Below are 13,110 nucleotides of genomic sequence, written 5' to 3'. Positions count from 1 at the left end.
ATAATTCCGTGTCACAAACATTCTGTATATTCGCGACCGGTCCGCCCCTCAGCGCCGCTATCTTGCGGGCGGCGTCATTCTTGCAGACATTGGCGGCATACGGCTTTGCGTAGGGTGCGTCAAATCCCTGTGTTCAGGCGTTTGTCCCGAATAGCGACTGTCCTGCCGCATGATCGGCCGACCCCGCCTTCCTTGCAGCGCGCGCTGGCATCGTCTAACGCTCGTTCCGCCCCCGCCACGCATGTTTCTGACCACACATATTTCTGGGATGCCGCATGACAGCAACCATCGCCCTGGTGGATGACGACAAGAATATCCTGACGTCCGTGTCGATCGCGCTCCAGACCGAAGGCTTCATGACGCGGGTCTATTCCGACCCGGAAGGCGCGCTGAAGGCGTTGCTCGACAATCCCGCCGATCTGGCGGTGTTCGACATCAAGATGCCGCGCATGGATGGCCTTGAACTGCTGCGCCGCCTGCGGGAAAAAAGCCCGATGCCGGTCATTTTCCTGACGTCCAAGGCGGATGAGCTGGATGAGGCGCTGGGGCTGGCGATGGGGGCGGACGACTATATCTCCAAACCCTTTTCCCAACGGCTGCTGATCGCCCGCATCCGCGCGATCCTGCGCCGCGCCGAAGTCAGCCGGACGCCCGAAACCCCCGACCAGCCGGTCGCCGACCCGATCATCCGCGGGCGGCTGGAAATGGACCCCGCCCGCCATCGGGTGAAATGGAACGGTCAGGACGTGACGCTGACTGTCACCGAATTCCTCATCCTCGAAACGCTGGCCACCCGCCCCGGCGTGGTCAAGAACCGCAACCAGTTGATGGACGCCGCCTATCAGGACGACGTCTATGTCGACGATCGCACCATCGACAGCCATATCAAGCGGCTGCGGCGCAAATTCCGCGAGGTAGATTCCGATTTCAACGCAATCGACACACTCTATGGCGCCGGATATCGCTTCTCCGAAGAGTGACAGCCTGGGTGCTGATGGCCTGCGCTGGTCCGGGCGGATCAGCCTCACGCCGCGCATCCTGGCCGTCAACGTCTTTGCGCTGGCGCTGCTGGCGGGGGGATTTTTCTATCTCGACAGCTATCGCACGCGCATCGTCGACGCGCGGCTGGAACAGTCGGCGCGGGAACTGCAATTGCTGGCGATCGGGCTGGAAAGCGTGCCGCCCGAACGCCAGCGTCAGCTGATCGCCGCCTATGCCCGCCAGACCGGCGACCGGGTGCGCCGCTACGCGCCCGACGGCCATCGCCTGTCCGACAGTTTCGCCATGGACGCGCCGCGCTATCGCCTGCGCCAGCCGTCGGAAGAGGACTGGCAGCGCCATGTCGCACGCTTCCTTGACAAGGCGATGGACCGGGTCGTGTCGGCGGACCGGCCGCCCGACTTCATCGAACCCGCCGTCGATCGCGCGGACGCCTGGCCCGAAGTGCAGATGGCGCGCAAGACGGGGCGGCCGCAGGCGGTCAACCGCTATGCCCCCGACCGGACCTTCGTGATCTCCGCCGCCGTGGCGATGCGCGACGGAACCAGCCTGTTCGCGACCGAAAATGCCCGCGACATCACCCGCACCGTCCGCGCGGAGCGGCTGCGCCTCGGCATGGTGCTGGCGGTCGCGGTGCTGGCATCGGTCCTGCTCTCGCTGTTCCTGGCGCGCACCATCGTGCTCCCGCTCCAGCGCCTTGCCCGCGCCGCCGTGCGCGTGCGGCTGGGCCGCGCGCGGCAGGTGACCGTGCCGCGCCTGCCCGAACGGCGCGACGAAATCGGCATGCTCGCCCGCGCCCTGTCGGACATGAGCCAGGCGCTGCGCCAGCGGATCGACGCGACCGACGCCTTTGCCGCCGATGTCAGCCATGAACTGAAAAACCCCATCGCCTCGCTACGCTCCGCCCTCGACGCGCTCGAGCGGGTCGACCGGCCGGACCTGCGCGCGCAGTTGATGGCGATCGCGCAGGACGATGTCCGCCGTCTCGACCGGCTGGTCACCGACATTGCCGAAGCCTCCCGCGTCGATGCCGAACTGTCCCGCACCCGGTTCGAGCCGGTGGACCTTGGCCAGCTCATCGAAAGGATCGTCGGCGCGCATGAGGCGCGCGGCGTACCCCGCGGCGTGCGGCTTGCCTTCGCCCGCCCGCGCAAGAATGTCGCGGTGGTGCTGGGCGAGGAGCAGCGGCTGGTGCGCGTGCTGGAAAATCTGATCGACAACGCCATTTCCTTCTCGCCGGACGGCGGACTGGTTCAGGTGGTCGCGACCGTCGCCGACGATCAGGTGCTTGTCAGCGTCGAGGATGAAGGACCGGGCGTCCCCGAATCGGAGCGCGAGCATGTCTTCCGCCGCTTCCACAGCGTCCGCCCCGAAGGCGAAAGTTTCGGCAAGCATTCTGGCCTGGGCCTCGCCATCGCCCGCTCGATCATCGACGGTCATCAGGGCCGCATCAGCATCGCCGACCGTCAGGACGCCCAGAGCGGCGCCTGCTTCATCCTGCACCTGCCGATGGCGGTGGCGCGCGATCCGGGGATGGTATCGGAATGATCGCGATCGCCCCGCCATGGCGGTTGGCGACAGGCCGTTAGCGGGCTAGGGTGGCGGCCCATCATGTCGACCGTCCCCATCCCCCGTCGGCGCGTCCACCGCCTCGCCCTTGCTGCGCTGCCCGGCCTGCTTGCGATGATGGGCGGCTGTTCGGCCGACAGCAACGATCCCGTCGTCGTCAGCGTCGTGGGGGATCGCGAAGATTTCGCCAAACCCTTGCAGCATCTGCCTGATCCGGGCGCCAAGCTGTTTCTGGAAGCGACCGCGCAGGGGCTGGTCGCTTTCGACGCCAGCGGCGACATATTGCCCGCACTCGCCCAGCGCTGGATCGTGGAGGATGACGGGCGCAGCTATATTTTCCGCCTGCGCCGCGCCTTCTGGGCCAATGGCGCGCGGGTCGCCGCACCCGATGTGGCGCGGATGCTGATGGCGCGGATCGAATCGCTGCGCCGGCTCGACCCGGACGGACCGCTCGACGCGGTGCAGGCCGTGATCCCGATGACCGGCGAAGTGATCGAGATCCGCCTTGCGACGGCCCGCCCCTATATCCTCCAGATGCTGGCCCAGCCGCAAATGGCCATCGTCTCGCGCGACGGGGGCACTGGCCCCTATCGCCGCAAGACATGGGGCAAGGCGATAATCCTGACCCCGATCGACCGGCTGAGCGACAATGACGATGCCGAAGACACGCCGGTCCCCGCCTGGCAGACGCGCGTGCTGCGCGCCGAACGCGCTGCCCTTGCCATCGTGCGCTTCCGCGAAGGGCAGGCCGCGCTGGTGCTGGGGGGGCGACTGGCCGATTTGCCGCTGCTCGTCCCCGCCGGGGTCGATCGCGATGCCGTGCGGGCCGATCCGGTGCAGGGGCTGCTGGGGCTGGCCGTGACGGGCCGGGGCAGTCTGCTCGACGATGACGGCATACGCGCGGCGATCAACATGGCGATCGACCGCAGCCAGATCCCTGCCCTGCTGCCGATCGGCGGCTGGGCCACCAGCAACCGCATCGTCCCCGACCAGCTCGATCTTGGCCGCGCGCCGACCGATCCGGACTGGGCCGCCCTGTCGCTGGAGGACCGGCGCGGCCGGGCGAGCGCTGCCGTTGCCGTCTGGCGCGACGATCATGGCGACCCGCCGCCGTTGCGCATCGCCCTGCCGCAGGGGCCGGGCGCGACTTTGCTGTTCGGCCTGCTGCGACGCGATCTGGACGCCATCGGCCTGCCGGTGCGGCGCGTCTCCATGACCAGCGACGCGGAACTGCGGCTGATCGACGAAGTCGCCGCCTATGACAGCGCGCTCTGGTATCTGGGCCGGGTCGGCTGCGCCCGCAAAATCCATTGCAGCGACGCCGCCGATGCCCAGCTTCAGGCCGCCAGCCTTGCCAGCAAGCCGGAGGACCGCGCCGCCCGCATCGCGGAGGCCGAAGCGCTGATGGTCGCGCATAACGGCTATATCCCGCTTGGCACACCGATCCGCTGGTCGCTCGTGTCGAAGCGGCTCAACGGTTTCCAGCCATCCCCCCGCGCGCGCCACCCATTGAACCATCTGTTCCGACGCACCAACTAGGGCAGGCAACAGGAGACGCCTTGCCCATGCCGATTTCGCCCGACTCCACAAATGGCGCCGCCAGCGCCATTCCGGGCCTTGGCCGCGACCCCGCCTCGGTGCGCCGCCGTATCGAAGCGATGGAGGCGGTGCTGGAACGCCTGTTCGTCGTCCCCGGCATCAATCGCCCCGTCGGTATCGACAGTATCGTCGGGCTGGTGCCGGTCATCGGCGATCTGGCGACCGCATCCATGGGCATGTGGATGGTCTGGGAAGCGCGCAATCTGGGCATGTCGAAATGGCAGATCACCCGCATGTCAGCCAATGTCGGGGTCGATACGCTGCTGGGCGCGATTCCCTTGGTCGGCGATCTGTTCGACTTCGCGTTCCGCTCAAACACCCGCAACCTGCGCATCATCCGCAAGCATCTGGACAAGCACCACCCCTCGACCGCGACGATCGAGGGCTAGGGACTGACGATCGAGGGCTAGCGACTATAGCGGCGCGATCCGCAGCCGGCTTGTGACCGGCGCGCCGCCCTGATGCGCCGGGCAGCGGGTAAACTCCATCGCCCGGTCCATGCACAGCCACACCTCGCTCAGCCAGTTGCCCCGCGTCGTCGTGACACGCAGCATATCGGGCTTCAACCCCCGGTTGGCGCGCGCAAAGGCCTGCGCAAACTGCCCGACGGTCAGGGACTTGGTCCGCGCCAGCGCCCCCATGTCGGGGTAGCGGATCGACTGGTACAAGGCACGGGACAGGTTGAAATAGAGTTCCGGCTTTGTCGTCATGCAGGTGCCATGCTTGGCCCATTCATGCTGGATCAGCTGGACCGACGGCGTCGCGCACAGATTCTGCCGGATCACTTGCCGGGGCACCAGATTGGCGGCGCGACAATATTGCGGCCATTCCTTGCCAAAGCCGTCCGGCCACAACCCATGCAGGGTGAAGCCGAAACGGCCATGGCGGCCATCGCACTGAAGCGCGCTCCCCTTGCCCCGCGCGGTCGAACAATATTGCGGCGACCAGCTGAGCGCCAGCGTATAGCTGCCGATCGGCAGGATGCGCTTGGGCTCCTTGGCGGTCGGCCCCTCCAGGTCGGGCCGGGCAATCTGCGCGGGCGGGCTGCACTGGGCCGATTGCGCCAGCGCCGTCCCCGGCATCGCGATCAGCGCCACCAGGGCCAGCCCTTTAAGCATAAGCGAAATCCAGCCCGATGTCCGCCGCCGGGGCCGACTGGGTCAGTCGCCCGACGCTGATATAGGTGACGCCCGTGTCCGCCCTTGCCCGGATCGTCTCCAGCGTCACTCCGCCCGATGCCTCGGTCGGCACGCGCCCGCCGACCAGCGCCGTCGCCTGCCGCAGCGTCGCCGCATCCATATTGTCGAGCAGCAAATGCGTGGCCCCGGCGGCCAGCGCCGGTTCGATCTGGTCGATCCGGTCGACCTCTACGATGATGCTGGCAACCCCGGCATCCACCGCGCGGCGCACCGCTTCCTCGACCGATCCGGCGACCGCGACATGATTGTCCTTGATCATCGCCGCGTCCCACAATCCCATGCGGTGATTGGTCGCCCCGCCCATCCGCGTCGCATATTTCTCAAGGACACGCAGCCCCGGAATGGTCTTGCGCGTATCCAGCAGCGTCGCGCCAGTTCCATCGATCGCATCGACATAGGCGCGCGTCATCGTCGCGATGCCGCTCAGATGCTGCACCGTATTGAGCGCCGATCGCTCCGCCGTCAGCATCGCCCGCGCCTTCCCACGAATCCGCATGATGTCGGTCCCCGCCGCCACCCGGTCACCATCCTGATGCAGCAGTTCAATCACCACATCGCGATCGAGCGCCCGGAAAAAAGCGGCTGCGACCGGCAGTCCCGCCAGCGTCACCGCGTCGCGCGTATCCATCACCCCGTCGAACATCGCATCGGCGGGGATCACAGCCTCGCTGGTGACGTCCCGGCCATCCGGCCCCAGATCCTCGGCCAGCGTGGAAGCGACGAAAGCGTCAAGGTCGAAACGGGGGAGGGAGAAGGTCATGGCTTATCGCGCCCCCAAATCCCCCTGCCCCACCGTGCCGCTGGCCATTTCCAGCATCCGGTCGAGGCTCTTCTTCGCGCCCAGCCGCAGCGTTTCGTCCATCTCGATGCGCGGCTGGAGGTCGCGCAGCGCGAGGTACAGCTTCTCCATCGTGTTGAGCGCCATATAGGGGCAGATATTGCAGTTGCAGTTGCCGTCCGCGCCCGGTGCGCCGATGAATGTCTTTTCCGGCACCGCCTTTTCCATCTGGTGGATGATATGCGGTTCGGTCGCAACGATCAGCGTGTCGCCCGGCATCGTCTTGGCAAAGTCCAATATGCCGCTGGTCGACCCGACATAATCGGCATGATCGACGATATAGGGCGGACATTCGGGGTGCGCGGCGATCGGCGCGTCGGGGTGCTGGGCTTTGAGCTTCAGCAATTCGGTCTCGCTGAACGCCTCATGCACGATGCACACGCCCGGCCACAGCAGCATGTCGCGGCCCAGCTTGCGCTTCAGATAACCGCCCAGATGCTTGTCGGGGCCGAAAATGATCTTCTGATCCTTCGGGATCTGCGCCAGTATCTTTTCGGCGGACGAAGATGTCACGATGATGTCGGACAGCGCCTTCACCTCGGTCGAACAGTTGATATAGCTCAGCGCAATATGGTCGGGATGCGCTTCGCGGAACGCCTTGAACTGGGCGGGCGGGCAGCTGTCCTCCAGGCTGCAACCGGCATCCATGTCGGGCAGCACGACGATCTTGTCGGGCGACAGGATCTTGGCCGTCTCCGCCATGAAGCGCACGCCGCAGAAGGCGATGACGTCCGCGTCCGTCTCCGCCGCCTTGCGCGACAGTTCCAGCGAGTCGCCGACAAAGTCCGACAGGTCCTGAATTTCCGGGCTTTGATAATAGTGACCCAGGATCACCGCGTTGCGCTCCTTGCGCAGTCGCTCAATCTCTGCGCGCAGGTCAGTCCCCTGCGGAATGCCGGTAAAAGCGTTCATGTCCCTAAAACTCCTCGGTCCTTGACGAGCGCCCTAGCGCTGCGCTCGCTTGTTGGCCAGCACCTCGTTGATCGGCGTGGTCACATCCCACCGCTCGCCATTGCGGCCCCTGCGCTCCGGCGGGAAGGTGACGATCACCCGCGCATCGCCATAGCCCGCCGCGCTGAGCGGCGCGGCCATCAACTTGCCGATCGCCGCGCGGCCATATTCACGCGCCTGCGCCATCCGTTCGGGCGAGCGCGCGGTTGCCAGCGCGCGGCTTTGCGCATGGGCGGACACGCGGCGGCTCAGCGCCTCACTCGCCTGCCGGGTCACGAACAGGCCGTTGGTCTGCACCAGCGTACGGCGGCTCTCATCGACATTGGGCTTGCCCGCCATCACGTCGGGCGCGTTGACGATCAGCGTACGGGTCTGCCCGTCCCATTCCAGATCGTCCGCGCCCAATCCGCTGACATCGACGAAATAATCGACCGAGAAGGGCATTTTGACGACCTGGTCGGACTTGAGCAGGCCAAAGCCGCGCACATCCTGCGCGCTGCTCTGGATCGTGCCGTTAAGTTCGGACACTTTCAGGCTGCTGACCCCGGCGATCTTCGCGGCGATCACCTTGGTGACGGCAGACCCGTCCTCCTCCACCGCCACGACATAGTCGCGGTCATAGCGCTGCCAGCCGATCCACATCGCCATGCCGACGAACAGCAGCAGCAGTCCGGCCACAAACGGCCCGGCATAGCGTTTCAGCGCATCTGCCACAGATCGTCCGCCGCCATGACCAGCCCCCGCTGATGCAGGTCGATCAGATGCGCCAGCACCGATCGCCCGGCGGCCGGGTGCAGGCGCGGATCGACGCCCTTGTACATTTCGGCCACCATGTCGGGGATCAAGCTGTCGCCATTGCGCTCCAGAAAGCGCAAAATCTGGCCCTCCCGCTGCTTGCGATGGCCGATCATGCCGCGCACCAGCCGCTGCGGATTGTCGATCGGTTCGCCATGGGCGGGATAATAGATAGTGTCCTGACGCTCCAGCAACCGCTGCATCGACCGCATATAATCGGCCATGTCGCCATCGGGCGGCGAAATGACACTGGTGGACCAGCCCATCACATGGTCGCCGGTAAACAGCGCCTGTTCCTCGACCAGGGCGAAGCACAGATGGTTGGACGTATGCCCCGGAGTCGCCACCGCCTCCAATGTCCACCCCTCGCCGACCAGCCGTTCCCCGTCCGCCAGTATCCGGTCGGGACGATACGCCGCGTCGAACGCCGCATCGGCGCGCGGCCCGTCATCGTCCAGCGTCAGCGGCGCGCAGCCGATCACCGGCGCGCCGGTCATGGCGCGCAGCGGCTGGGCAGCCGGGCTATGATCGCGATGGGTATGGGTGCAGACGATCGCCACCACCGGCCGCCCGGCAATGGCGGCGGTGAGCGCCGTCAGATGATCCGCCTCGTCCGGGCCGGGATCGATCACCGCCACGTCGCTCGATCCGACCACATAGGTCTGGGTGCCGGTGAAGGTGAAGGGCGACGGATTGGGCGCCAGCACGCGGGCCACCAGCGGCGACAGGGGCATCGCCACGCCCGTCGGCAGGTCGGCCAGATCAAAAGGGGGTGCCATGCTTCCCATGTGCCCATTTCCCGCCGGATTTCAAGGCCACGCCTGTCCTATCGCCCCGCTTGGCCCTATGCTGCCGCCGCAACTCTCCCATTTCATCGAACCCGGCCCATGCCGGACCGGGCAATCCCAACCCTTCTTCCTGGCTCAAAAATTAGGCGAACATGCGCTGTGCAAAGCCGACCCTGGAAAATCCTCCCCTGCAAGGGGAGGGGGACCGCCGCGAAGCGGTGGGGGAGGGGTGTCGCCCTATCAGAAGCGCGATCCCCTCGGCCTGGCCTCTGGTCAACCACCACACCACTATCGAATTTGCAACGTGCTCAGCCGTCACAAAATGTCCCAACCTTGTTCTTTTATGTCGCATTTGCCGGGAAATATGCGAAGTTAAGCCCGCCATTTCCTATTTCCCGCGCCTGCCCTAGACTGCCCTCATGCCCTCCCCCGACCTTATCGAACGCTGGCGTCATCATCTCAGCCTCGACCGGCGGCGATCGACCCATACGGTGCGCGCCTATGTCGCGACCGCCGAGCGGCTGGTCGCCTTTCTGGAGGCGCATCATGGCGAGCAAGTCACCGCTGCGCTGCTGGCGCAGATCAGCCAGGCGGACCTGCGCGCCTTCCTCACCGCGCGGCGGATGGAGGGTATCGGCAATCTGTCAGCGGCGCGGGAACTGTCCGCCGTGCGCGGTTTCCTGCGCTTCATCGGGGGTGAGGACGCCCGCGTGCCCCTATTGAAAGGCCCCCGCACCAAGCGGGGCCTGCCCCGCCCCGTCTCCCCCGATGAAGCCGTCGCGCTGGCGCAGGACATTGCCGAAGGGGCGCGTGAAGCCTGGATCGGCGCGCGCGACTGGGCGGTGCTCATGCTGCTCTATGGCGCGGGACTGCGGATCGGAGAGGCGATGGGGCTGACCGGTGCGGCGCTGCCTCTGGGCGAAACCCTGCGCGTCACTGGCAAGCGGGGCAAGATGCGCGTCGTCCCGCTGTTGCCACAGGTCCGCGCGGCGATCGACGCCTATGTGGCGCTCTGCCCCTATCCCATGACCCGCGACGAGATGCTGTTCCGCGGCGCCCGTGGCGGCCCGCTCTCCCCCGCCCTCATCCGCCGCGCGGTACAGGGCGCGCGCGGACGGCTCGGCCTCTCGGACCGCACCACCCCTCATGCACTGCGCCACAGCTTCGCCACCCATCTGCTGGGGCGCGGCGCGGACCTGCGCAGTTTGCAGGAACTGCTCGGCCATGCCAGCCTGTCCTCCACCCAGGTCTATACCCAGGTCGATGCCGCGCACCTGATGGACGTCTACCGCAACGCCCACCCGCGCGCCTAACCCTTTGGCCGCCAGGTCGCCAGCCGCCACAGATAGAGGATCACCGCGCCCACCACGCACAGGGTAGCGGCGGGGCCGATATATTTGTCGATCTGGCTGAAATTCCTGCCCAGCACGAATCCGGCATAGGCCAGGATGATGTTCCAGATCAGCGCCCCGCCCGCTGTCCACGCCAGGAATTTCACATGCCCCATGCGGAACAGCCCGGCGGGCAACGATATCATCGTCCGTAGCGCTGGCATGAAGCGGAACACGAAGACGACGATCTGGCCATATTTGCCGAACAGTCGGTCCAGCGCCTCGACATCGCGCCATTCCAGCGTCGCCCAGCGGCCATAACGATCGACCAGTGGCTTCAACCGGCCAAAGCCCAGCACATGGCCGACCAGATACCAGAAATAATTGCCGACCGTGGTGCCGATGGTGCCGGCCAGCAGCAGCCATTCCATCGCCATCCGCCCCTGACCCACGCGAATGCCGCCAATGCCCATGATCAGTTCCGACGGGATCGGCGGAAAGACATTTTCCAGCACCATCAGGACGAAAATGCCCCAATAGCCGCCCGCGTCGATCAGGCGGAGCACCCAGTCGGTCATGTCACGATGCCCGAATGAAGGATGATATTCTTCTTCCGTTCGCCCTGAGCGAAGTCGAAGGGTTTGGCCGACCGGAGGGAGGTCACTTCGCTTCGCTCAGTAGAGGGCCTCGACAGGCTCAGCCCGAACGGATCTGGAGACAAAAACTCGCTCAAGCCGCTGCCCGTGCCGCCAGCCGCGCGTCGATCGCGTCCCAGATCATCCCGCCCGTATCGGTGCCGTCAAAGGCATCGATTGACACGATCCCGGTGGGCGATGTCACGTTGATTTCGGTCAGCCACTCGCCGCCAATCACGTCGATGCCCACGAACAGCAGGCCGCGCGCCTTGAGTTCCGGTCCCATCGCGTCGCAGATTTCCCGCTCCCTGTCGGTCAGCACGGTCTTGGCCGCCGATCCGCCAACCGCCAGGTTGGACCGGATTTCGCCCGCACCCGGAATCCGGTTGACCGCGCCCGCGACCTCGCCGTCGATCAGGACGATACGCTTGTCGCCTTGCGCGACACCGGGGATGAAGGCCTGAACCATGAACGGCTCAACCCATGACGCCTTGAATATTTCCACCAGCGAAGACAGGTTCGCGCCATTCTTGCCGACATGAAAAACGGCGACGCCGCCATTGCCGTAGAGCGGCTTGACGACGATCTCGCCATGCTGGGCCAGGAAGCTGCGCACTTCGGCCAGGTCACGGGTGATCATGGTCGGCGGCATGAAGCGGGCATAGTCCAGCACGAACAGCTTTTCGGGCGCATTGCGGACACTGGCCGGATCGTTGACCACCAATGTTTCTTCCTGCACCCGCTCCAGCAAATGGGTGGCGGTGATGTAGCTCAGGTCAAAGGGCGGGTCCTGCCGCATCAGCACGACATCGACATCGCGCCCCAGGTCCAGCATTTCCGGCTCGCCAAAAGCGAAATGGTCGCCTTCCACCTTCTGCACATTCACTGGCCGCGCCTTCGCCAGCACCCGGCCATCGCGATAGGTCAGGTCGGTCGCCAGATAATGGTAGAGCCTGTGTCCCCGCGCCTGCCCGGCCAGCATGATGTGAAAGGTCGAATCGCCCGCGATCTTGATGCCCTCCATCGGGTCCATCTGGACGGCGACGGTCAGGGGGTTCAGTTGCGTCATCTTCATTCCTTTTCCGTTCGCCCTGAGCGAAGTCGAAGGGCTCCGCCGAGCGTTAGCGAGGTGCTTTGCCTTCGCTGGCGCTCAGGCGAGGGCTTCGACTTCGCTCAGCCCGAACGGTTTTGGGGGGAGAGGCACATCACCCCCCATGCCAGACATTGGCCAGATGGCGTGGCGCACGGCCCGGCGCAAGGAGGATGACGTCGATTCGCATGTCGTCGCCCGCTTTGGCCAGATCATGCCACAGAATTTCCGCCGCCGCCGCGACCCGGCGCAACCGCCGCTCGTCGATCGCCAGGTCCAGTTCCGCCGTCGTAGCGCGGGCCTTGACCTCCACAAATGCGAGCATCGCGCCCTTGCGCGCGACCAGATCGACCTCCCCCGCTGGCGTCCGCATCCGCCGCCCGACAATCTGCCAGCCCTTCAGCCGCAGCCACCAGGCCGCGATCCGCTCTGCCTGACGTCCGCGTCGCTCGGCCGCTTCCCGCTTCACCCCTTCAGTTCCGTCGCCCGGTCATACAGGGTGCGCCGGTCCAGCCCCAGTTTCTTCGCGACCTCGCCCGCCGCCTTCGACACCGACAGCCGGGTCAGCGCCTCCAGCAGGGCCGCATCCGCATCCTCGGCGCTGGCCGGCGCAGCCTCGCCGGGCGGGCCGACCGTCACCACAATTTCGCCCCTGGGCGGCGCATCGGCGTAGCGGGCGGACAGTGCGCTCAACGTGCCGCAGGCCGTTTCCTCGAAGGCCTTGCTGATTTCCCGACTGACCGCCGCGTCCCGGTCGCCCAGATGCGCGGCCATGGCGGACAGGCTTTCCGACAGGCGCGGGCCGCTTTCATAGAAGACCAGGGTCGCCCGCAGCCCCGCCACCTCGTCGAGCGCATCGCCGCGCGCCTTGGCCTTGCTGGGCAGGAAGCCCATGAACAGGAAACGGTCGGTCGGCAGGCCCGACAGCGTCAGCGCCGCGATCGCCGCGCTGGGACCGGGCAGGGTCGTGATCCGCCGTCCCGCCGCCCGCGCATCGCGCACCAGCTTGTAGCCCGGATCGGAAATGAGCGGCGTTCCCGCGTCCGACAGCAGGGCGACCGATTCGCCCGCCATCCGGTCAACCAGCCTTTGCCGCACATTTTCGCCGCTATGGTCATGATAGGGGATCATCGGCCGGTCCGAACCGGCATGGCGCAACAGCCGCGCGCTCACCCGCGTATCCTCCACGGCGACGACATCGGCCAGCCGCAGCACCTCCGCCGCGCGCGGGGTAAGGTCACCAAGGTTGCCGATCGGCCCAGCAACGATATAAAGCCCAGGTTCAAGACCCGATGATTGTGTTTCCATAAGGACGC

Annotated in this window: 14 protein-coding genes; 5 read left to right on the top strand and 9 right to left on the bottom strand. The window is 66.2% G+C overall.

Features of this window, described 5'->3' with window-relative positions:
• Positions 1 to 275 precede the first annotated feature (275 nt).
• The 4 genes from IWY39_RS13440 (at position 276) to IWY39_RS13425 (ending at position 4,556) form a co-directional block, all read left to right on the top strand.
• Positions 276 to 980 (top strand): response regulator transcription factor, encoded by a 705-nt coding sequence (locus tag IWY39_RS13440; protein ID WP_019053050.1) that lies wholly within the window; start codon positions 276 to 278, stop codon positions 978 to 980.
• Positions 949 to 2,547: a sensor histidine kinase gene (locus IWY39_RS13435; RefSeq protein ID WP_107123330.1), complete on the top strand. Its 1,599-nt coding sequence runs from the start codon at positions 949 to 951 to the stop codon at positions 2,545 to 2,547. Before IWY39_RS13440 ends, IWY39_RS13435 begins: the two co-directional genes overlap by 32 nt.
• A gap of 63 nt (positions 2,548 to 2,610) precedes the next feature.
• The gene (locus tag IWY39_RS13430; RefSeq protein WP_196871592.1) at positions 2,611 to 4,107 is read left to right on the top strand and encodes an ABC transporter substrate-binding protein; all 1,497 of its coding nucleotides are present in this window, start codon (positions 2,611 to 2,613) and stop codon (positions 4,105 to 4,107) included.
• A gap of 26 nt (positions 4,108 to 4,133) precedes the next feature.
• Positions 4,134 to 4,556: a DUF4112 domain-containing protein gene (locus IWY39_RS13425; protein ID WP_107123332.1), complete on the top strand. Its 423-nt coding sequence runs from the start codon at positions 4,134 to 4,136 to the stop codon at positions 4,554 to 4,556.
• A 24-nt stretch (positions 4,557 to 4,580) separates the two neighbouring features.
• Here IWY39_RS13425 and IWY39_RS13420 read toward each other — a convergent pair whose 3' ends face one another.
• Genes IWY39_RS13420 through IWY39_RS13400 form a run of 5 tightly spaced genes read right to left on the bottom strand, consistent with a single transcriptional unit; the run spans position 4,581 to position 8,729 of the window.
• On the bottom strand, positions 4,581 to 5,285 hold the full coding sequence (locus IWY39_RS13420; protein ID WP_107123333.1) for a ribonuclease T2 family protein: 705 nt from the start codon (positions 5,283 to 5,285) through the stop codon (positions 4,581 to 4,583).
• On the bottom strand, positions 5,278 to 6,126 hold the full coding sequence (gene nadC, locus IWY39_RS13415) for a carboxylating nicotinate-nucleotide diphosphorylase (RefSeq protein ID WP_107123334.1): 849 nt from the start codon (positions 6,124 to 6,126) through the stop codon (positions 5,278 to 5,280). Before nadC ends, IWY39_RS13420 begins: the two co-directional genes overlap by 8 nt.
• Before the next feature lie 3 nt (positions 6,127 to 6,129).
• A complete protein-coding gene (gene nadA, locus IWY39_RS13410; protein WP_017183880.1) occupies positions 6,130 to 7,116 on the bottom strand; it encodes a quinolinate synthase NadA in 987 nt (328 codons plus the stop codon).
• Between the two features lie 33 nt (positions 7,117 to 7,149).
• Positions 7,150 to 7,869 carry a DUF4230 domain-containing protein gene (locus IWY39_RS13405; RefSeq protein ID WP_107123335.1) on the bottom strand — a complete coding sequence of 240 codons (720 nt, stop codon included), beginning with the start codon at positions 7,867 to 7,869 and terminating at the stop codon, positions 7,150 to 7,152.
• The gene (locus IWY39_RS13400; RefSeq protein ID WP_107123336.1) at positions 7,854 to 8,729 is read right to left on the bottom strand and encodes an MBL fold metallo-hydrolase; all 876 of its coding nucleotides are present in this window, start codon (positions 8,727 to 8,729) and stop codon (positions 7,854 to 7,856) included. Before IWY39_RS13400 ends, IWY39_RS13405 begins: the two co-directional genes overlap by 16 nt.
• A gap of 428 nt (positions 8,730 to 9,157) precedes the next feature.
• On the opposite strand from IWY39_RS13400, the gene IWY39_RS13395 reads away from it, so the two are divergent.
• Positions 9,158 to 10,051, top strand: coding sequence for a tyrosine recombinase XerC (locus IWY39_RS13395; protein WP_107123337.1), 894 nt, complete (start codon positions 9,158 to 9,160; stop codon positions 10,049 to 10,051).
• On the opposite strand, the gene IWY39_RS13390 is transcribed toward IWY39_RS13395, so the two are convergent.
• From IWY39_RS13390 to rsmI, 4 genes are all read right to left on the bottom strand, one after another.
• Entirely contained in the window at positions 10,048 to 10,647 is a 600-nt protein-coding gene (locus IWY39_RS13390; protein ID WP_017183877.1) for a DedA family protein, read from the bottom strand. The two genes, IWY39_RS13395 and IWY39_RS13390, sit on opposite strands and share 4 nt — an antisense overlap.
• A 151-nt stretch (positions 10,648 to 10,798) precedes the next feature.
• Positions 10,799 to 11,773 carry a glutathione synthase gene (gshB, locus tag IWY39_RS13385; RefSeq protein WP_017183876.1) on the bottom strand — a complete coding sequence of 325 codons (975 nt, stop codon included), beginning with the start codon at positions 11,771 to 11,773 and terminating at the stop codon, positions 10,799 to 10,801.
• Positions 11,774 to 11,909: 136 nt separating this feature from the next.
• Positions 11,910 to 12,263, bottom strand: a complete 354-nt coding sequence (locus tag IWY39_RS13380; RefSeq protein ID WP_107123338.1) for a YraN family protein — start codon at positions 12,261 to 12,263, stop codon at positions 11,910 to 11,912.
• Positions 12,260 to 13,102: a 16S rRNA (cytidine(1402)-2'-O)-methyltransferase gene (gene rsmI / locus IWY39_RS13375; protein ID WP_107123339.1), complete on the bottom strand. Its 843-nt coding sequence runs from the start codon at positions 13,100 to 13,102 to the stop codon at positions 12,260 to 12,262. The genes IWY39_RS13380 and rsmI overlap by 4 nt, the downstream gene beginning before the upstream one ends.
• Positions 13,103 to 13,110 lie beyond the last annotated feature (8 nt).

It is taken from the genome of Sphingobium sp. JAI105 (genome assembly GCF_015752145.1).
Classification (GTDB): domain Bacteria; phylum Pseudomonadota; class Alphaproteobacteria; order Sphingomonadales; family Sphingomonadaceae; genus Sphingobium; species Sphingobium xenophagum.
Note: the sequence above shows the minus strand (reverse complement) of the source record. Positions and strands in the feature narration are given on the sequence as shown.

Bases quoted from the DNA above. Each gene is read 5' to 3' on its own strand.
- IWY39_RS13440 (WP_019053050.1), top strand. From the start codon at position 276: ATGACAGCAACCATCGCCCTGGTGGATGACGACAAGAATATCCTGACG.
- IWY39_RS13435 (WP_107123330.1), top strand. From the start codon at position 949: ATGGCGCCGGATATCGCTTCTCCGAAGAGTGACAGCCTGGGTGCTGAT.
- IWY39_RS13430 (WP_196871592.1), top strand. From the start codon at position 2,611: ATGTCGACCGTCCCCATCCCCCGTCGGCGCGTCCACCGCCTCGCCCTT.
- IWY39_RS13425 (WP_107123332.1), top strand. From the start codon at position 4,134: ATGCCGATTTCGCCCGACTCCACAAATGGCGCCGCCAGCGCCATTCCG.
- IWY39_RS13420 (WP_107123333.1), bottom strand. From the start codon at position 5,285: ATGCTTAAAGGGCTGGCCCTGGTGGCGCTGATCGCGATGCCGGGGACG.
- nadC (WP_107123334.1), bottom strand. From the start codon at position 6,126: ATGACCTTCTCCCTCCCCCGTTTCGACCTTGACGCTTTCGTCGCTTCC.
- nadA (WP_017183880.1), bottom strand. From the start codon at position 7,116: ATGAACGCTTTTACCGGCATTCCGCAGGGGACTGACCTGCGCGCAGAG.
- IWY39_RS13400 (WP_107123336.1), bottom strand. From the start codon at position 8,729: ATGGCACCCCCTTTTGATCTGGCCGACCTGCCGACGGGCGTGGCGATG.
- IWY39_RS13395 (WP_107123337.1), top strand. From the start codon at position 9,158: ATGCCCTCCCCCGACCTTATCGAACGCTGGCGTCATCATCTCAGCCTC.
- IWY39_RS13390 (WP_017183877.1), bottom strand. From the start codon at position 10,647: ATGACCGACTGGGTGCTCCGCCTGATCGACGCGGGCGGCTATTGGGGC.
- gshB (WP_017183876.1), bottom strand. From the start codon at position 11,773: ATGACGCAACTGAACCCCCTGACCGTCGCCGTCCAGATGGACCCGATG.
- rsmI (WP_107123339.1), bottom strand. From the start codon at position 13,102: ATGGAAACACAATCATCGGGTCTTGAACCTGGGCTTTATATCGTTGCT.